The organism is Sulfitobacter sp. HGT1 (assembly GCF_013282155.1).
Lineage (GTDB): Bacteria > Pseudomonadota > Alphaproteobacteria > Rhodobacterales > Rhodobacteraceae > Sulfitobacter.
In genome coordinates this window covers 136,196-155,136 of the sequence record NZ_BLWI01000019.1, presented here as the reverse complement: position 1 = coordinate 155,136, position 18,941 = coordinate 136,196, and the positions used below count along the sequence as shown (strand labels likewise).

Sequence of the window (18,941 nt, the reverse complement as noted above, 5' to 3'; positions counted from 1 at the left end):
TATGTGGCCGATCTGCCGTTGGGAGGGTCGCGGCACGCCCTGCAAATTTTTGATCACGCCGGATTTGATGCCATACTCGCGACAAATAGTGTCACTATCCCCACAAGCAATCGACAGGATGGGCAAGTTTGGGTAGTCAACCTGCAAGGAATATAAAGTGCGAAGGTATTATTCGAATGCAGATTGAACAGACGCCGTTATCGGGTGTTTTGGTGATTACACCGGCGCGTTTTGGCGACCATCGGGGTTTTTTCTCGGAAAGTTACAGCGCGAAGGCGTTGGCAGAGCACGGGATCACCATTCCGTTCGTGCAGGACAACCATTCGCTGTCGATGACGCCGGGCACCGTTCGCGGGTTGCATTTTCAGGCACCGCCCCATGCGCAGGACAAGCTGGTGCGCTGCGGCCGCGGGGCGTTGTTTGATGTGGCGGTCGATATCCGCAAGGGCTCGCCCACCTACGGGCAGTGGTTCGGGGTCGAGCTGAGTTTCGAGAACGGCAAGCAATTGTTGGTACCTGCGGGGTTCGCCCACGGGTTTGTGACGCGCGCCCCCGAGACCGAGATTATCTATAAATGTTCGGACTATTATGCGCAGGCGACCGAGGGAGCGATTGCCTGGGATGATCCCAATATCGGGATCGACTGGGATATGGGCGATCTGTCGGCGGTTTTGTCAGATAAAGACGCAAATGCGCCCTCTCTGGCGGATCTTAACAGCCCGTTTACGTTTGAGGGTGCATAGATGAAGCTATTGGTAACAGGCGGCGCGGGGTTTATCGGCTCGGCTGTGGTGCGGCTTGCAGTGGCGCAGGGCCATAGCGTGGTGAACCTTGATGCGCTGACCTATGCGGCTTGTCTTGAGAATGTCGCCAATGTGGCCGACAGCCCGCTTTATGCGTTTGAACAGGCCGATATCTGCGACCGCGCGGCACTGGACCGGGTCTTTGCCGATCACCAGCCTGACGCCGTGATGCATCTGGCGGCGGAAAGCCACGTGGACCGCTCCATCGACGGCCCCGGCGCGTTTATCCAGACCAATATCACCGGCACCTATACCCTGCTTGAGGCCGCCCGCGCCTATTGGCAGGGGGCTGGCAAGCCGGACGGCTTCCGCTTTCACCACATCTCGACTGACGAGGTCTTCGGCTCGCTCGGCCCCACTGGGCAATTCACCGAAGACACGCCCTACGATCCGCGCAGCCCCTATTCGGCGTCCAAAGCCGCCAGCGACCATCTGGTGCGTGCTTGGGGCGAGACCTATGGGTTGCCGGTGATCATGACGAACTGTTCGAACAATTACGGGCCGTTCCACTTTCCGGAAAAACTGGTGCCGGTGGTGATCCTCAAGGCGCTCGCCGGGCAGCCGATCCCGGTTTATGGCGACGGGGCCAATGTGCGCGACTGGCTGTTTGTCGAAGACCACGCCGACGCGTTGCTGACCGTGCTGACGAAGGGCGCGTTGGGCCGCAGCTATAACATCGGCGGGGAAAACGAGGTCAGCAATCTGGAGCTGGTCAAGATGATCTGCGCCTTGCTGGATGACCGTCACCCCAGCGGTGCACCCCATGCCGATCTGATCACCTTTGTCACCGACCGCCCCGGCCATGACCAGCGCTATGCGATCGACCCGACGCGCATCCGGACGGAATTGAACTGGAAGCCGTCGGTCACGGTCGAGGAAGGGCTGGCGCGGACCGTCGACTGGTACCTCGCGAACGAAGACTGGTGGCGCGCCTTGCAAAACCGCCATGGCGTTGGCGAACGGTTGGGCAAAGCATGAAGATCCTCGTATTCGGCCACAGCGGCCAGGTCGCCACGGAATTGCGCGCGCTGGATGGCAACGGCATCCAGATCATCGCGCTTGACCGCGCTGCCGCCGATCTGACCGACCCCGCCGCCTGCGCCGCCGCGATTGACGCGCACGCGCCTGATGCGGTGATCAACGCCGCCGCCTATACCGCGGTGGACAAGGCCGAAAGTGACCGCGCCACTGCCGATCTGATCAATGCACAGGCACCGGCGGCCATGGCGGGTATCTGTGCGGCGCGTGATATTCCCTTCGTCTCGATCTCGACCGATTATGTGTTTTCCGGCGCAGGTTCAGACCCTTGGCAGCCCGATGATCCCACTGATCCGCAAGGGGTTTACGGGGCCACCAAACGCGACGGAGAGGTCGCGATTGAAGCCGCCGGTGGCCGCTATGCGATTTTGCGCACATCCTGGGTGGTGTCGGCCCACGGCAATAACTTCGTCAAAACCATGCTGCGCCTTGGTGCGGACCGCGATGCGCTGACCATCGTTGCAGACCAGATCGGTGGGCCAACAGGGGCGGCCGAAATCGCACAGGCCTGCGTAGCCATCGCGCAAACGCTTGTTTCAGATCCGGAAAAATCCGGGATCTACCATTTCTCCGGCGCGCCCGACACCAGCTGGGCCGATTTCGCCCGCGCGATCTTTGATCAGGCAGGCATCACCTGCGCTGTCACCGATATTCCTTCGACCGATCACCCCACGCCTGCCAAACGCCCGCTGAATTCGCGGATGGACTGCGGCACCACGCATACCGCATTCGGCATCACGCGCCCTGACTGGCGCGAAAGCCTGAACCGGATTATTGCCCAACTTGATGTTTCCAAGGACTGATTTCCATGACGCAGACCATGCCCCAGACGCCCAAACGCAAAGGTATCATCCTCGCCGGAGGTTCAGGCACGCGGCTTTATCCGATCACCATTTCCGTGTCGAAACAGCTGCTGCCGATCTATGACAAACCGATGATTTACTATCCCCTGTCGGTCCTGATGCTGGGCGGCATCCGCGAGATCGCGATCATCACCACCCCGCAAGACGCCGAACAGTTCAAACGCGCGCTTGGCGATGGCAGCCAGTGGGGCGTGTCGCTGAGCTATATCACCCAACCCAGCCCCGACGGTCTGGCGCAAGCCTATCTGCTGGCCGAGGATTTCCTTGACGGTGCGCCGTCCGCGATGGTTCTGGGTGACAACATTTTCTTTGGCCACGGCCTGCCCGAGATATTGGCCGCCGCCGATGCGCAGGAAACCGGCGGCACCGTCTTCGGCTACCGCGTGTCCGACCCCGAACGCTATGGCGTGGTAGATTTTGACGAGGCAGGTCAAGCCCGCCAGATCATCGAAAAGCCCGCCGTGCCGCCGTCGAACTACGCCGTTACGGGCCTGTATTTCCTAGACAACACCGCATCCGAGCGTGCCAAAACTGTGCAGCCCTCCCCGCGCGGAGAGCTTGAGATCACCACCCTGCTGGAAACCTATCTGCACGACGGATTGCTCAACGTCCAACGCATGGGCCGCGGCTATGCGTGGCTTGATACCGGCACCCACGGCAGCCTGCTGGACGCCGGCAACTTTGTCCGCACGCTGGAAACCCGCCAGGGTTTGCAAACCGGCAGCCCCGACGAAATCGCGTTCAACCAAGGCTGGATCACTGTCGCTGACATGGAAAAACGCGCCAAGCTCTTCGCCAAGAACGACTATGGTGACTATCTGGAAGGGTTGTTGAAGCCGGGCAATCGCGGTCCGTTTTAAGTTGATCCACGTCAAGGACCATCGCATAGTCTCGCTTTGATAGTTGGAGCACCGACGTGAAGGGGAGCGCTAAGTCTTGGATGAAGTGAACAGCGATCAGACCACGGGGCAGCCATCGCACGGGGCCCCCAAGTTCAAGCCTGTCACAGTGGCTGATCTTTCAAAGGCGCTTGGGCTGGGTTGGGCCGACCTGAAACGCGCACCGATGTTCGGATTGGGGTTCGCCGCTGTTTACGTGATCGCGGCATGGGCAATGGCATGGATTACATGGCAAACTGGCACGACCTTCTGGCTGGTGCTGGCGGTGTTCGGCTTTCCCCTGCTTGGTCCCTTTATCGCGGTCGGCCTGTACGAAGTGTCGCGCCGTGTTCAGGCAAAAGAACCGCTAGGCTGGGCTGAAATTCTGGGGGTGGTTGTGCTGCAACGCAAACGATCCTTGCCGATGATCGGCGCGATCAGCATCGTGATATTCCTGTTCTGGTTCTTTCTGGGCCACATGATTTTCGCGTTGTTTCTGGGCCTGTCCCCCATGTCCAATATCTCGTCCTCGGCCGAAGTATTCCTGACCCCGAACGGCTTGGCCATGTTGTCGGTGGGCAGTGTCGTCGGCGCAATTTTTGCCCTGCTTTTATACATGATCACCGTGCTGTCCATCCCGATGGTCTTGGACCGTGAGGTGGATTTTGTCACGGCAATGGCGACCAGCTTTGGCTATGTGGCGGCGCATCCGGCCGTGATGCTGGGGTGGGCTGTGTTCATTGCTGTGGTGACCTTGGTGTCACTTGTGCCGCTGTTTCTGGGCCTGTTTATCGTGCTGCCCTTGCTGGGGCACGCCACATGGCACTTGTATCACCTGCTGAGCGCCCCCCAGACAGAGTGACCGGCATCGATGTAGCCTACCGCAGCCGACCCTAGCCTGAAACGATTGCGCGATAGATGATCGACGCGATAAAGACGCCATTCGCAAACAGCAGACACATGGTGGCAAGCGATCCGAGGTCTTTGGCATCGCGGGCAAATTCCGCCCATTGCGGGGCCAGATGATCGACAATGCATTCGATCGCCGTGTTCAATGCCTCGACTGCGACAAGGACGAAAAACAACACCAGCAAGGCGCAGAATTCCATCAGGCTTGCGCCGCAAACGGCAAAGACAATCAAGCAGATCGGCAAGGCCAGCATGATATGGCGAAAGGCCGTTTCCTGCCACAGACGGCGCACCCCGCCGATGGAATACCCCGCCGCTGCGAACAGATGCGCAATGCCTGTGACGCGGGCAGGTTTTTCGCGGGGGGGCTCGGTGCTGTTGATCAATTGCTTAACCCTTTGGTCGCATTCTTGCAGGTCGCAAAAATATCCAGCGCATTGTCCCGTTCGGCGGTTTGGATGTCCAGCATTCCCAGCAGGGAATGGAACAGATTGTCATGCGACAGCGCTTCGCCGGCTTTTGCGGCCATGCAGCGCCGATCAATGCCAAGCTGGTCCTCAAAGTTCTGCGACATCCACAAGATGGCAGGTACTTTGGTTTGGGTGTCAGGGGCCATGAAATAGGGTGCCCCGTGCAGATACATCCCGCCCTCGCCCAGCGATTCACCGTGATCGGACATATAGATCATCGCCGTCGCAAGAGCGTCACGGGATTGCAAAACCCTGATGATGTCGGCCAGAACCTTGTCCGTATAGGCGATGGTATTATCATAGGCATTGGCGATTTCCTGCGGGGTGCAACTTTTGAACTCTGCGGTCCGGCAGGACGGTTTGAATTTCTCGAATGTTTCGGGATAGCGCAGATAATAGGTCGGGCCATGACTGCCGATCTGGTGCAGGACAAGTACGGTATCTTGCGTTATGGCATCCGCGAAATCCTCAACCTCTTTGAGGAATATACCGTCCATACATTCACCTGCGGCGCAGAATTCGGTGTTCGGGGTATTTGTGAGAGACCGCTTGGTCAGGCGGCTTGCGATGGCTTTGTCGCCGGTGTTGTTGTCCCACCATTCAACGTGAAACCCTGCGTGGGCCATCACGTCCAGCACGGATTCAGTCGCGATGCCGTTTTCGAAAGAATAGGTGCTGCGGGTGAATTTCGAGAACATGCACGGCAGGGAAACCGCCGTTGCCGTCCCGCAAGACGACACATCGGTAAAGCTGACAACCGGGAGCTTGGCCAGTTCGGGGTTGGTTTCCACGCCATAGCCATTGAGGCTGAAGTTCTGGGCGCGTGCGGTTTCACCGGCAACGACAATGGTCAGCACCGGCTTTGCATCCGGGCCATAGGCCGGGCCCTTGACGGCATCCTCCCCCGATTTCGCCACTGTCACATTCGCAGACCTGCGCATCATCTTGGCATAACGGATTGCGCCGACAATGGGCATCCCGGGTTGGAAGCTGCTCATGAAATCCTTGCGTTCGCGCAGGATCGACGCATAGGCTTTCATGTCTGACCACAACAGCCCGACCGTCAGCCCAAGGCACAACAAGGTGCTGACGACGGGTGTTAGCAGGGTTCTGGTCCGGCCGTGCGGTTTGATTTTTACGGCAAAAATCACCAGCACTGGCAGCACGCCAAACACTAGATTATGCAAGACAAAGCTGGCTGTGATCAGGTGTTTTGATTCAGTGACCGTTGTCACCATCACGTTCTGGATCATGTCGCGGTCGATAATGACGCCCAGATTATCCATATAATAGGATGTGATGGCGCTGAGGATGACGATGAATGCCAGAAACGGTTTCACCACCCACGGAAATGCAAAGACGCTGAAAAACGACAGCATCAGGGTGAACACCGCGAGGATATAGGCACCAAAGGACAGCGGATGCCCCGCGAACACATCCGACCCGATGGACCAGAACGTGTCGTTATCAATGTAGAATACGAAAACAAGCGTCGCGATGCTAAGCACCAGCGGCGAAACGGGGTATGCATCCCGAAGGTATGCGATGCGGGTTGTCAGGGTTTTGGAGAGGGTCATGAGTTCTTTGGCGCTAGGGGGTCGCGCGCTTTTGACCATCCGAAGCTTACGGCAACCTTATAATTTCGACCTGATGCAAAAATATATCTGTGAGCCGGACGTGACGCATACGGACCTGAAACGCCCCGATGCGTGCCTGTCCAATAGCGGTGACAGACACGCATGCGGTCTTGCGGTCATGGGCAATTCAGCACGGCAATGGTCAGGCCCCCATCGCCTTCCACGCCTGCATCCGGCGAAAGACATCTTCGGTGATGCGGGTCGATCTGTTTGCGCAGCCGCCATAATTGTGGATGCCCACCACATGACGCTTGGCCAGCATCTTTGAATAGCGCCACGCGGGGCTGCCGCTTTGGCCCGGTGCGGTGTCGAACATATAGGCCAGCCGGTCGGGTTCCACTCCCGTGATGCGACCCGCGTTATACCATTGGGTGCCAAACGCCTTGTCCCCGGGATAGCCGGAGTTGTTGGCCAGCAGGTTCTTCAGTTCGGCGTCCGGCAGGGAGGCAAAGCCGAACCATCCGGTCTTGTCCCCCAAGCGGGCAGTTTCGGGCAGGATGATGCAGCCATAGTCGTCTGCGACCTCACCCCGGTTTACCCATCCCGAAACGCTGTGGAATTCCTGACTGATGCCAGACCCATAGGGACGCAACTGGCCCGACATGCCCGGCACCACCTCGATGGATTTGACCCAGCCGCCATTGGGGGCGGAATGCACGCAATGCCCCGCTGTCATCACCGTTCGGGGCGAGATCAGCCACCCCGTGCCGCGGCTGCGCGCACCGTTGGACATGGTGATCAGCAACTGGCAGATCATCCGCCAGGGCGGTGTGCCGTCATGGCCGATCTGAACCCGGTCGTCGCGCCCGCACACCGCTTCGGTCGGCCCGCCCCCATAGTGGATAGAGGCCGCGACGGGCATCTGGTCGAATGCCTCTGGCAGACCGCAAGGCGCGGATTCACCCAGCCCGTGCACCATCGGTTCCAGCAGGGAAAACCCCGGTGCGCTTTCCAGGCTGCCGCCGCCGTGGGTCAGCAGGTCATGGCCGTCTTCCAACAAGGCCACACCTGCGGCCTCATCTGTTTCAGCCGCTTCGGCGATTTCCGCATCGGGCTGATCCAAAAAGCCGTCCAGCGCTGCATAATCTTCTGCCGTTGGTGCAGGCGGCGGTGGTTTCACACCCTTCTTGATGCGTGGTTTTGATTTCTTCGCGGTCATATCACGTCCTCTGGATTAAGGCGCACCGGACACAGGGCCCGGTGCGCGATTGCGCTTTAGACCCGGATCAGGCTTTGGACCGGATGCAGGAGAAAGCCGCCAAAGCTTCCTTTAGTGCGGTGCCGTATTTCTTGGCCGCAAAGGACCGGACAGCCTTTGCAACAAGCGGGACACAGGGCGCGAATTTGGCCGCCTTGCGCACCAGCTTGACGATTTTGGCGATGATCTTTTGCGCACGCTTTTTGAGGGCATTCACAACGGGATTGAAGATATCAAAGAAACCCTCTTGGCCGCCGGTGTTCCCATCCGCGATATCCAGCAGGCTGAGCGTGCCACCGGTTTCGGCGGACGGGGCGGCAAAGACCGTCCCGGAAATCGCGTCATCCAGTATGTCGTGCTCCGCAGCAGCGCCAAGACGGCCAGTCAGCTCGATCCCAAAATCGCTTTCCAGCTGCTCGAACTCCGCCATGATTTCCGCGATCTCGGCGTTTTGTGCGCCGGTGTTGGGGGCAGATGTGCCAGCGGATGTTGCTGTGGTGCTTGCAGTGTTGCTTACGACTTCGTTGTCCATGTTGGTCTTCCTTTTATCAGGTTGGGTGCCTCTCTTGTCGGAGGCGGGGTTCACCGCATCCACATGCTGTGGCTTGCGGGGGTGACCGGTGATCACCTGACGACAACCATGACGGCGACCCATCAGTGCAGCGCCATGCTGGCATCAGGGCACCGTCAGGCTGGCGCAATGCGGGACAAGACAAACGTCAATCACTCGGCTAGGTTGAAGGCCGAGGGGCCAGTGGATGAATAAACCAGCTTGTGAGAATCGGATTGTGTTGCGTGCCTTGGGTGGCGCGTGGATTGAACTGCCGGGGACGCCTGTGCGCATCACCGCGCGCAAGCAAGTCGCCGTCATTGCCTATCTGGCGCTGGACCGTTTCAGCGCGTCGCGTGACCTTTTGGCGGGGTTGCTCTGGGGCGATGTGCCCGATGCCAAGGCGCGCGCATCGCTGCGACAGGCATTGTCGGAATTGCGCGCGGCCCACCCGGTGCTGCGCGATGCCCTCAGGATCGACCGGGCCAATGTCATTCTTGATCCCGACAGGATCGAGATCGACACGGTTCAGTTGCTGGACGAATTGAAGGCCGGCCACCTGCCCGCCGCAATACGGTCCGGCAGCGAGTTGGTGAATGACATCCTTTACGGGTTCGAGACGATGGGCAGCCGTTTTGCCGATTGGCTGGCCGATACGCGGCGGCAGATTGCGGGCGGATACCTGGAGTGCATCACCCAAGCCGCCGCACGCGCAGACCTTGCCCCGACGTTGCGCATGGACATGGCCGATGCGGCCCTTGGCCTTGATCCGCTGGGTGAAAACCATTGCCGGTTCGCGATGCAACTGGCCAATGATCTGGGCGATATCGGGCGCGCGTTGCAGACCTATGCCGCGTTTTACGCCCGGATGGAGGCCGAGCTGGACATGGAGCCGTCGCTGCTGACCCAAGACCTTGCAGCGGCCATCAAGATGGGTGCGACCGAACGGAGCATGACGGCCCCTGTACCGGCACCGCGGGCAGAACCCGCACCGCTCCAAGACGCCCCGCCTGCCGCCGCAAACCCGCACTCGAGGCACGGCAGGCCGGTTCTGGCGGTTCTTCCGCTCAGGGCGATCGGCCCGCAGGATCTGAAGGACAGCCTGACGGAAATGCTGGTGGATGATGTGGTGATGAAAATTGCCCGCCAGCGCGAGATTTCGATCATCTCGCGGGTGTCGGTCCGGCATCTTGCCAGCCGCCCCGACGTCGCCGCCGTGTTGCGCGACAAGATGAACGTGCGTTATCTGCTCAGCGGGACCATCCGGTTGACCGACGGTGGCTATCATCTGAACGTCGAACTGTCGCGCACCGATGACGGGCTGCTGTTATGGGCGCACAGCCTTGAAGTATCAGAGGACGATCTGTTTCGCGCCAACAGCGACACCGCCGAACAGGTGGTGCACATGCTGGTCCCGCAATTGCACCGCTCGGAGCTGAGCGACATCCGCGTCAGCGACATCAGCAATCTGTCGGCCTATCAAAAGCTGCTCAAGGCGCAGGAACTGGTGTACACCCTGTCCGCCCCCCAGCTCGATACCGCCGGTCACCTGCTGCATGATGCGGTTGCAACTTGGCCCGGATACGTGCCCGCGCGGGTGGCATTGGCCGATTGGTACAGCCTGCGGGTGGGCCAGGGCCTGTCGGACACACCGGCCGCCGATATGGCTGCCTTGAAAAACGCGCTGGAACAGGCGCTTGCGCTGGACGGGCGCAGCGGTCGCGCGATGGCGATGCTGGGCCATAACATTGCGATCTATGAACGCCGCTATGACGAAGCGCTTGTCCTGTTCGACGATGCCTTGCGCGCCACCCCCGGTGATGCCGAAACCCTGCTTTGGACAGGCCCCACGCTGGCCTATGCGGATCACGAATGTGATGCAGTCGAGCGGTTGATGCAGGCCAGCAGGCTGACGCTCGATGATCCGTTGCGGTTTCGCTATGACCATTTCCTGAGCATCGCGCATTTCGCATCCGGTGACATGAAGGAAGCCGCCCGGATCGGCCTCGCCTCCATGGCGCGCAACAGCCGCTATACGTCGAACTTGCGCATCACCGCCGGTGCCTGCGTCGCCATCGGTGATATGGACAAGGCCCGCGAATTGGCGACGCGGATCATGCTGCTGGAACCCCGGTTCCGGGTGTCGAATTTCATCAGCAGACAGGCGTTCCGCGACCCTGCCCGCCGCGCCGATTTTGGCGATCTGCTGCGGCAGGCCGGCTTGCCGAATTAGCCCGCCCTCCCCGTCTTGACGATAGCTTGACGGCGCAGATTGCATCTTTCCCTTAACGCATCCACGCGAAAAAGGGGGACGGCAATTGTTTGGCTTTATGAATGGTGGCAGCAACGGGGGCAGCAATGGTGGCTCCAACGGCGGATCGAATGGAGGGTCCAACGGCGGGTCGAACGGCGGATCAAACGGCGGCAGCGCAGGGTTTTCCGTCCCCGCTGAAGGGATCGGCAGCACTGCGGGGGTTCTGCCTTTTGACGGTGTCGTCGCACTTGAAGACATTGACGTGGCCTGCCTGCCCACGGGGCTGAATTTCCCGACCGCATCCTGGTCACCCGATCTGCGCGCGCAATTGGTGCTGGGCGAATTCGGCAGCAGCGGTTGGCGCGATACCAACCCCGCCGGCACCGTCCCGCTCGAGCGGTGGGAACATAGCGACGGCTTTAGTCTGGCACCTGCCCCGCTGGATCACGTGGGCAGCGCCGAGGCCGAAATCGCCGCCCTGCTGGAAAAGCGCGACACCCAACGCAACGGCGCGCGGATGGCGGAAATCGCATGGCAAGCAGACCGCCCTGCCGATTACTGGACCACGCTTTTGTCAATCGACAGCGCCAGCAAGCCGGCCACCATGGCCGTGATCGCCTGCGCCTATACCGTGGGGCAGATGGTCGGGATGTATTTCAAAGACTTCTTTGCCCGAGCCCGCCCTGCGCATCTGTTGCCGACCCTGATGACGGTCGTGCCCACGCCCAATCATCCGTCCTATCCATCAAATCACGCGTTGCAAAACGAACTGGTGGCGTTGTTGCTGGTGCGCTTGCTGCCGGATTCATTGAAACATTGTTATAGCGACGCGATCAATTCGATGGCGTTCAGACTGGCCGAAAACCGCGAGATCGGCGGGCTGCATTTCTCGCAGGACACGGACGCGGGGCGCAAGATCGCCCGCTGGCTGGACACATCGTATCTGCGCAATCTCGATACGATGCAGGCGCTTCTGGCCGAGGCCCGGTCCGAATGGCATGTCACCGGCCACAGTGCCATGCGCAACCTGCCCTACCTGAACGGCATTTCCTACGCGAACAGCTTTCAGGGCTCAACAAACACCCCCAAGACGGAGGAAACGGTATGAGCATTCGCCCATCCTTTGGCGCTGTCGTTCCGGACAAGAACGCCTACCAAGCAGACCTTGGCACCAAGATCACCCGCGCGGCCCCGCTGCGGCTCGAGGTTGACGGCCCGATCTCGCTGGACGAGCCGTGGCGCTATCTGTGGCCGACACGCGACCAGTTCGGGCGGGGCACCTGTGTGGCCTTTGGCACGATTGCCGCCATCGAACTGTTCCGCGCCCGCGAAATGGATATGCCCCCCGAACGTTTGTCCGAACAGTTCTTGCACGAACAGATGTTGTCGCAATTTCCGCTGGCGCTTGCCGAAATTGATACGATGCCCGAAGGCGGATCGCTGCTGCGGCAGGCGTGGCAGGTGATCGAAAACCGTGGTGTGCTGGACGCCGACAAACAGCCCTACCGCCCCGCGGCACATGGCATTGGCCCCAGCGGTCCGCGCGCTGCGGCTGACCTTGAGGCGGCAGCGGATACGCAACGGTTTACCTGCCTGAGCTACGGCAGGGTCGGCCACCCCAAAAACGGCGACGACCCGCGCACCGTTTTCTTTTCGTCGGGTGACGAAATCGCGCTGACGCTGCTGAACTATCTCAAGGATGGCTATCCGGTGGTGATCGGCATTCCGCTGTTTTTGCATCCCAGCGGGCTGACCAACTGGACGTTGCCGTCGGTCTTGGCCCAAGGACGCGTGCATTGCCCCGATGATGCAGATGCCCCCGCCCTTGAGGGGCCGCGCGACGACGGGCATGTGATTTGCCTGACCGGTTTCATTCCGGATGCGGCCGAGCCCTTGGGCGGCTGGTTTACCTTTCGCAACAGTTGGGGAACCGAATTCGCCGCGCGCGCCCTTGGCGATGCAGCCCCCGTCGGATCGGCGGGCCGTGGCAACGGGATCCTCTCGGCGACCCATGTGAACGCATATTGTTGGGAATATCTGGTACCCGGACCGGGCCGCGACGATCAACCGGCGACAGCGCTGCCAACAACCTCGTGACCCGCAGCAATGCGGTATCTGACCTCCGTTAATCCAAGAAACCAAGGACGACCCCCATGGACTATGTCTTTGTTGCACGCGGCAAGAAGGGTGACGGGTTCAGCAATGAACCCTCTGCCAGCCATTTTCTGGCCATACCCGAAACATCAACCGACATGCTTTATTCACACCGGATCAGCAAAGCCGACTGGACCCGCGCCATCTTGGCCAAAGCAAAGGGCGGAACGCCAAACCCCAATACCGAAGGCGATATCCTGTTCTATGTTCATGGCTACAACAATTCGCAAGCCAAGGTGCTGGAGCGGCATCGAAAGCTGAAAAAGGGTCTTGAGTGGCACGGGTTCAAGGGCGCTGTGGTCAGTTTTGACTGGCCCAGTGCATCGTCGGCGTTGAACTACCTCGAAGACCGTATGGATGCAAAGCTGTCGGCCTTCCGGCTGGTCAAGGACGGGGTTGCCACGTTTTCAGCCCTGCAAAGCCCCGATTGCCGGATCGACATGCATATTCTGGCGCATTCGATGGGGTCTTATGTGGTCCGCGAAGCATTCGATGACGCAGATGACCGCGCGCGCATTGCTGGCAAAAGCTGGGCCGTCAGCCAGATCATGCTGGTCGGGGCAGATATATCGGTCAGTTCATTGAATGCGGGCAATCCCAAATCCTCGTCGCTGTACCGGCATTGCGTGCGGCTGACCAATTACTACAATCCCTTCGATGATGTTCTGTCGATCTCGGCGGTGAAACGCATCGGCGTGGCCCCCCGCGCAGGGCGTCACGGTATGGACCAGCCCCGCCATGAAAAATCCGTTAATGTCTATTGTGGCCGCCATTACGACCAAAACGTCCCGACAAAAGACATCTGTTCCGGCCATATCTGGTATTTTGACGACCGGATATTCATGCTGGACGTTTTCCATACCATCTCTGGTCGGTTGGACCGCGCCGCGATCCCGACGCGCGAACCGACGGACAAGGGCAATCTGGCTTTGGTGAAACCAAAGTAGGTTTGGCAGACCGGCCCTTACGGGTGCCCTTTTCTTCTGCCGGTACTGGTGCGAAAACAGGGGATGTCGAAAAAGACCCTGAACAAAGCAAATCTGGAGGCACTGGGCGCGGACCGTCTGGCCGAGCTGTTGATCGAGGTCAGCACCGGCAGTGCCGACATCAAACGCCGCCTGCGTCTGGAACTAAGCCACAACCTTGGCCCCGAGGAACTGGCGCGGGACGTGCGCAAGCGTCTGGTGTCGATCCGGCGGTCAAAAAGCTTTGTCGGATGGCGCAAGCGCAAGGCGTTGGTCAAAGACCTCGGCACCCAGGCCGAGATGATAACCGCCAAGATCGCCCCCGATGCCCCGACAGAAGCATTTGAACTGCTGTGGCAGTTCATCGAACTTGCCCCGTCGGTGTTCGAGCGCACGGACGACAGCCGCGGCGAGATCGCAGAGGTGTTTCATACCGCCCGCACCCATTTCGCCGACATCGCCCCCAATGCGGTGCTGGACCCGATTGATCTGGCGCGCCGGGTCTGGGACGCGGTGCAGGCGAACGATTATGGGGAATTTGACGGCATCATCGGCTTGCTTGCCCCTGCGATGGGGGCTGACGGGCTGGCCCATCTCAAGACGCTTGTGCTGGCCCACAAGGACCGGCCACTGAACGAAGGCGAAGACCACGCTGCCTTGCAGTTTTTGCGCGACTTGCGGGGCACCCGCGGTTCTCCGGCTGCCACGCGAAAGGCCCGCCTGATCAAAGCCAGCCTGCAAGACATCGCGACAGCGCAGGGTGATACCGACACCTTCATCGCGCAATACACCAAACATGATCTGGCCCGCCCGCGCATCGCGGCCGAGGTCGCCAAACTGCTGCTTGACGCAGGTCGCCCCCAAGACGCGCTGGACCGGCTGGAGGCCGCCCCCCCAGAGCCACATGACGCAGCCGTGGCGGATTGGGATACGGCCTATATCACCAGCCTGTTGGCACTGGACCGCCTAGCGGACGCGCAACACCACCGCTGGGAACGGTTTTGCGAAACGCTCGCGCCCCAGATGCTGCGGGACTACCTCAAGGTGCTACCCGACTTTGATGACATCGACGCGGAAGATGCCGCAAAAGCCCATGCCTTGACGGTTGAGGACCCGATGGCCGCGCTGCGGTTCTTTCTGGCGTGGCCGGACATTGCGATGGCCGCGCGTTTGATCGAAGAGCGGGCCAATACGATGGACGGTGACCAGACAGAAACCCTGACAGCTGCTGCCGATGCCTTGCGCGGCAGATATCCTTTGGCGGCTGTGCTGGCCTGGCGCGCGATGATTGATTACGTCCTGTGGTATGGCCAAAGCGCACGTTACGGGCATATCGCCGACCATCTGATGGATTGCGCTGCGGCAGACCAAGATATCGCCGACTATGGTACGTTTCCGTCCCATCAGGCCTATCTGGATGCCCTACAGAGACAATATAAACAAAAAACATCTTTCTGGACACGCGTATTTTAGGATCAGCGCTGTCGTTTGCCTGAAATCGGACAGCACGGTGCCACATGACCGCCCCCGTCGCGATCAACGCGCCGCGCCACTGTTTCTAGAAACGTCACAGAACCCGCCGCCACAATGTTTCTGTTTCTCGCCCAATTCCGGCCTCATTTCGTCGATACTTACCTGAATCAGCGGTCGAGTAGTCTTTTGATTGCTTGATAAACACCAGACCCCGGGGCGCTGAGCAGCCCCAGCAAGACGTAGAGCAGTGAGATCGAGCACCTGATGATGTCGGATTATAATACCTGTTTGGCACGCCACGAGCACAGCCCGATTTTTGCGGATTTTGACGGTATGCCCGCGCTGACATCATGCCCGCAGTTTACATCGCAGGGGGTGAACTGAAATGGCTGATACTTTTGGTGTATTCTACCTAGGCAACTTTGCAGCGTTGGACCCTACCGAAGGAAACAACACCGCTGAGAACGCAGGTGCCCTTGTTAACCAGACTTTCGGCTCCGCGACCGATCCGCTGTATGATGACCTTCAGGAACTGTCCCCCGGCAGCACTGGCTATGGCAATGATGCGGCCGGGGTCTACAGCTCTGACAACTCTCTCGGGTTTTTTCAGCAGCCCGACAGTTTCCGGATCGATGACGGCGCGGACCAGATATTTGATACGATCGTCACCTATACAGCGACGATTACCTATGCCAACGGGCTGCCGCCTGTCGTTGTCACTGCGATTATCATTCAAGACACCAACGGCAATCTGTATCTCGCACCAGCCCCGACCTCGAATTCCTATCAGGCGGCGTTGGAAGCCGGTCCTCTGGAGTCGATCCAGATCAACAGCGTTGTAACGGACACCTCGAACTTCACCGGTAGCCGCGTTGACGGCAATTATGTCCAGCCCGACGGCTGGGTCGATGGCACGACCGGCAACGACAACATGACCGAAACCTATGTCGATACTCAGGCAGACGAGATCGACCAAAACGCGAATGCAATCAACGCCGGTTCAGGCGATGACACTGTTAACGCGGGCGGCGGCAACGATACTGTTCTGGGTGGCGCAGGCAGTGACGTCATCAATGGCGGCAGCGGCAATGACGTCATTCGCGGCGATTCCTCGTTAGGGACGCAAACAACCTATTCCTGGGCGAACCAGGGTATCAGCGACGGCACCAGTATAACTGGCGGCATCACAGGAAATGCTGCGTCCGGCGACATTCGCGTCGCCATGACCATCCAGCAAGAGCAGAACTTTAATTCTGCCACGATGGAGCGGACCGACCCGCTTTATAACTATAACAGTGCAAACGACTCTTCATCCATTCGCCTGCAAGGCGGCGCGCCGGGGTCCGATGTTAACTCGGTAACGATGACGATCGATTTCTCGTCTTTGAATTCCACTGTATCAGACGAAGTAGCCAAAGTCAGCTTTGGGATCTTCGATCTTGATCAGGCGGCCGGTTTCAAAGACGAAGTCTTTATTCGGGCCTATGACGCCAACGGCAACCTCATCCCGGTTGACCTGACCGCAGGTAATACAGATACCATCCTTGTCGATGACGCGACAGGCCGGGCGGTAACGACCGGCGCTGGTGAGGGCCTCACAGATTCAAAGACCGGCTTTCTTCAGGTCGAAATCGCCGGCCCCGTCGCGCGGATTGAAATCGATTATAACAACATCGATCCGGGTGATGCGAACCATGCGATAAACGTTGGCGACCTGCAATTTACCACGATCAAGAATAACGACATTGGCAATGACACCATCGATGGTGGCGACGGCAATGACACCCTCTTTGGCGAGGCCGGTAACGATTCACTGACCGGTGGAACGGGCAATGACAGCATCAGCGGCGGTACCGGAAACGACACCATCGCAGGTGGGACCGGCGACGATACCATGTCCGGCGGTGACGGTGCCGACCGCTTTGTCATGGAAGACAGCTTTGGCACCGACGTTATTACCGGCGGCGAAGGCGGGACCGATACCGATACCCTGACCTTCAGCACATTGAGCAGCGGCGTCACCCTGAACTATAGCGGTGCAGAAGCCGGCACCGTGACCAATGGTGCCAACTCTCTGAGCTTTAGCCAGATCGAAAACACGGTTCTGACCAGCTCTGCCGATACTGTGAACGCGGTGGCAGGCGGTGTCACCCTTGATACCGGCGGCGGCAACGATACGATTACCGTAGGGTCCGGCGTTTATAACATCAACGCCGGTGATGGTGATGACACGATCATCCGCAATACCCTTCCAACGGCAGGCGATGTCGGGTCGGTTATTGATGGTGGCTCGGGTACGGATACCTATGTGGCTGGCAGCGGGCTGGGTGCCGCGACCATCAACCTTGAGAACAACCAGCTTGAATATCTCGGCCAAAGCCATGGTACCCTGCTGAACTTTGAAAATGTTTCCCTCGTTGACAGCTCGGCCAGTGTCATTGGTGATGCAGGCAACAACGTCATCACCGCCACTGGCAATTTCGACAACGTCTTGTTCGGTGGCGGCGGCGACGATTACATTGATGCGGGCGGCGGCAACGATTCACTGGACGGCGGCACTGGCAACGATACGCTGCTGGGCGGCGACGGCAACGATACATTGCTGGGCGGCGATGGCGCGGATTCGCTGGCGGGTGGCATCGGCAATGACAGCCTGTCGGGTGGCATCGGCAACGATACGCTGCTGGGCGGCGACGGCAACGATACGCTGGATGGCGGTACCGGCAATGACGTCCTGACCGGTGGTGCTGGCGACGACACCTTTGTCTATTCCGGCGGCAACGACCAGATCACCGATTTCAACACCGGCAACACCGGTGCGCTGAACGACGGTATCGAGACCAACAATGATTTCATCGATCTGGGCACCTACTACGGCAACATCTTTGATCTGCGGGCTGACTTTGCCGACGATGGCATCCTCAACCAGTCGAATTTCGCGACCACCGATTACACCGGAAAAACGCAATTCGCAGGCGGTTCGCTTGAATTCTTCGGCGTCTCTGCTTCGGGTCTGACCACCGATAACACCGGCGTCATCTGCTTTGGCGAGGGTGCCGCCATTCGCACGCCATCCGGCGATGTGCTGGTGCAGGACCTTAAGGTCGGCGATCTGGTCACGACAATGGACAACGGCCCGCAGCGCATTCGCTGGATCAACCGCCGCAGCTATGATGCTGCCGCGCTTGAGCAACACGAGCATCTGCGCCCTGTTGTGATCCGCCGCGGCGTATTCGGGGCCGAGCGGAACTTTATCGTGTCCCAGCAGCATGGCATTCTGACCGGCCGCAACGACGACCATTTCGCGCGTGCCAAGCATCTGGCCGAATGTACGCGCGGTGTGCGGATTGCCCATGGCAAAAAGCAGGTGACCTATATTCACCTCATGTTTGAAAGCCATCAGGTGATCTTTGCCGAAAACGTCCCCTCCGAAAGCTTCTTCCCCGGACCAATGGCGTTGAAAGCCATGCAGCGGCATGATCGCAAGGCTTTTTCAAAGGTCTTGCCGGGTCTTGGCAGGGGGGCTGTCACCCGCGCGCAGGTCGTCGACGTCTATGGCCAAACCGCGCGTAAATTTATCGGTCGAAGCGCGTTGCTGGCGGCGCATAACATCGTGCCCACGCCAAAACCTGCCCAGATCAAGATACCCTCTGCAAAGCTGATCCAAGCCAGCGCCGAATTGGTGCAGTCCGGTTTCGGACGCAAGGCGTTGATCAATGCGCCCATCCATCTGGCCTCTGCCGGTTAAG

The 18,941-nt window shown here is 59.5% G+C and carries 15 protein-coding genes; 11 read left to right on the top strand and 4 right to left on the bottom strand.

All coding sequences use genetic code 11. The annotated features are described in order from the left end of the window. The first annotated feature begins 176 nt into the window (after positions 1-176). From rfbC to HGT1_RS17805, 5 genes are all read left to right on the top strand, one after another. The gene (gene rfbC, locus HGT1_RS17825; RefSeq protein WP_176251298.1) at positions 177-743 is read left to right on the top strand and encodes a dTDP-4-dehydrorhamnose 3,5-epimerase; all 567 of its coding nucleotides are present in this window, start codon (positions 177-179) and stop codon (positions 741-743) included. Beyond that, positions 744-1,781 (top strand): dTDP-glucose 4,6-dehydratase, encoded by a 1,038-nt coding sequence (gene rfbB, locus HGT1_RS17820; RefSeq protein WP_176251297.1) that lies wholly within the window; start codon positions 744-746, stop codon positions 1,779-1,781. Then, positions 1,778-2,644 carry a dTDP-4-dehydrorhamnose reductase gene (gene rfbD / locus HGT1_RS17815; protein ID WP_176251296.1) on the top strand — a complete coding sequence of 289 codons (867 nt, stop codon included), beginning with the start codon at positions 1,778-1,780 and terminating at the stop codon, positions 2,642-2,644. The genes rfbB and rfbD overlap by 4 nt, the downstream gene beginning before the upstream one ends. Positions 2,645-2,661: 17 nt before the next feature. Then, on the top strand, positions 2,662-3,564 hold the full coding sequence (rfbA, locus tag HGT1_RS17810) for a glucose-1-phosphate thymidylyltransferase RfbA (protein ID WP_176251316.1): 903 nt from the start codon (positions 2,662-2,664) through the stop codon (positions 3,562-3,564). A 76-nt stretch (positions 3,565-3,640) separates the two neighbouring features. Continuing rightward, on the top strand, positions 3,641-4,444 hold the full coding sequence (locus tag HGT1_RS17805; RefSeq protein ID WP_255200263.1) for a DUF2189 domain-containing protein: 804 nt from the start codon (positions 3,641-3,643) through the stop codon (positions 4,442-4,444). A gap of 31 nt (positions 4,445-4,475) precedes the next feature. On the opposite strand, the gene HGT1_RS17800 is transcribed toward HGT1_RS17805, so the two are convergent. The 4 genes from HGT1_RS17800 to HGT1_RS17785 all read right to left on the bottom strand — a co-directional run bounded on the left by HGT1_RS17800 (position 4,476) and on the right by HGT1_RS17785 (position 8,328). Continuing rightward, positions 4,476-4,877 (bottom strand): diacylglycerol kinase, encoded by a 402-nt coding sequence (locus tag HGT1_RS17800; protein ID WP_176251295.1) that lies wholly within the window; start codon positions 4,875-4,877, stop codon positions 4,476-4,478. After that, a complete protein-coding gene (locus HGT1_RS17795) occupies positions 4,874-6,538 on the bottom strand; it encodes a phosphoethanolamine transferase (RefSeq protein WP_255200262.1) in 1,665 nt (554 codons plus the stop codon). Before HGT1_RS17795 ends, HGT1_RS17800 begins: the two co-directional genes overlap by 4 nt. A 202-nt stretch (positions 6,539-6,740) precedes the next feature. Next, positions 6,741-7,757, bottom strand: a complete 1,017-nt coding sequence (locus HGT1_RS17790) for a serine protease (RefSeq protein WP_176251294.1) — start codon at positions 7,755-7,757, stop codon at positions 6,741-6,743. A gap of 67 nt (positions 7,758-7,824) precedes the next feature. Continuing rightward, positions 7,825-8,328 carry a hypothetical protein gene (locus tag HGT1_RS17785; protein ID WP_176251293.1) on the bottom strand — a complete coding sequence of 168 codons (504 nt, stop codon included), beginning with the start codon at positions 8,326-8,328 and terminating at the stop codon, positions 7,825-7,827. A gap of 226 nt (positions 8,329-8,554) precedes the next feature. Between HGT1_RS17785 and HGT1_RS17780 the strand changes: the two genes are divergently transcribed. The 6 genes from HGT1_RS17780 (at position 8,555) to HGT1_RS18445 (ending at position 18,940) form a co-directional block, all read left to right on the top strand. Then, positions 8,555-10,579, top strand: coding sequence for a BTAD domain-containing putative transcriptional regulator (locus HGT1_RS17780; protein WP_176251292.1), 2,025 nt, complete (start codon positions 8,555-8,557; stop codon positions 10,577-10,579). 85 nt (positions 10,580-10,664) lie between these two features. Beyond that, positions 10,665-11,708, top strand: coding sequence for a phosphatase PAP2 family protein (locus tag HGT1_RS17775; protein ID WP_176251291.1), 1,044 nt, complete (start codon positions 10,665-10,667; stop codon positions 11,706-11,708). Next, on the top strand, positions 11,705-12,697 hold the full coding sequence (locus HGT1_RS17770) for a hypothetical protein (RefSeq protein ID WP_176251290.1): 993 nt from the start codon (positions 11,705-11,707) through the stop codon (positions 12,695-12,697). Before HGT1_RS17775 ends, HGT1_RS17770 begins: the two co-directional genes overlap by 4 nt. 56 nt (positions 12,698-12,753) lie before the next feature. After that, on the top strand, positions 12,754-13,701 hold the full coding sequence (locus HGT1_RS17765) for an alpha/beta hydrolase (protein WP_176251289.1): 948 nt from the start codon (positions 12,754-12,756) through the stop codon (positions 13,699-13,701). Between the two features lie 63 nt (positions 13,702-13,764). Continuing rightward, the gene (locus HGT1_RS17760) at positions 13,765-15,192 is read left to right on the top strand and encodes a DUF6880 family protein (protein ID WP_176251288.1); all 1,428 of its coding nucleotides are present in this window, start codon (positions 13,765-13,767) and stop codon (positions 15,190-15,192) included. 385 nt (positions 15,193-15,577) lie between these two features. Next, positions 15,578-18,940, top strand: a complete 3,363-nt coding sequence (locus tag HGT1_RS18445) for a Hint domain-containing protein (RefSeq protein WP_176251287.1) — start codon at positions 15,578-15,580, stop codon at positions 18,938-18,940. Position 18,941 lies beyond the last annotated feature (1 nt).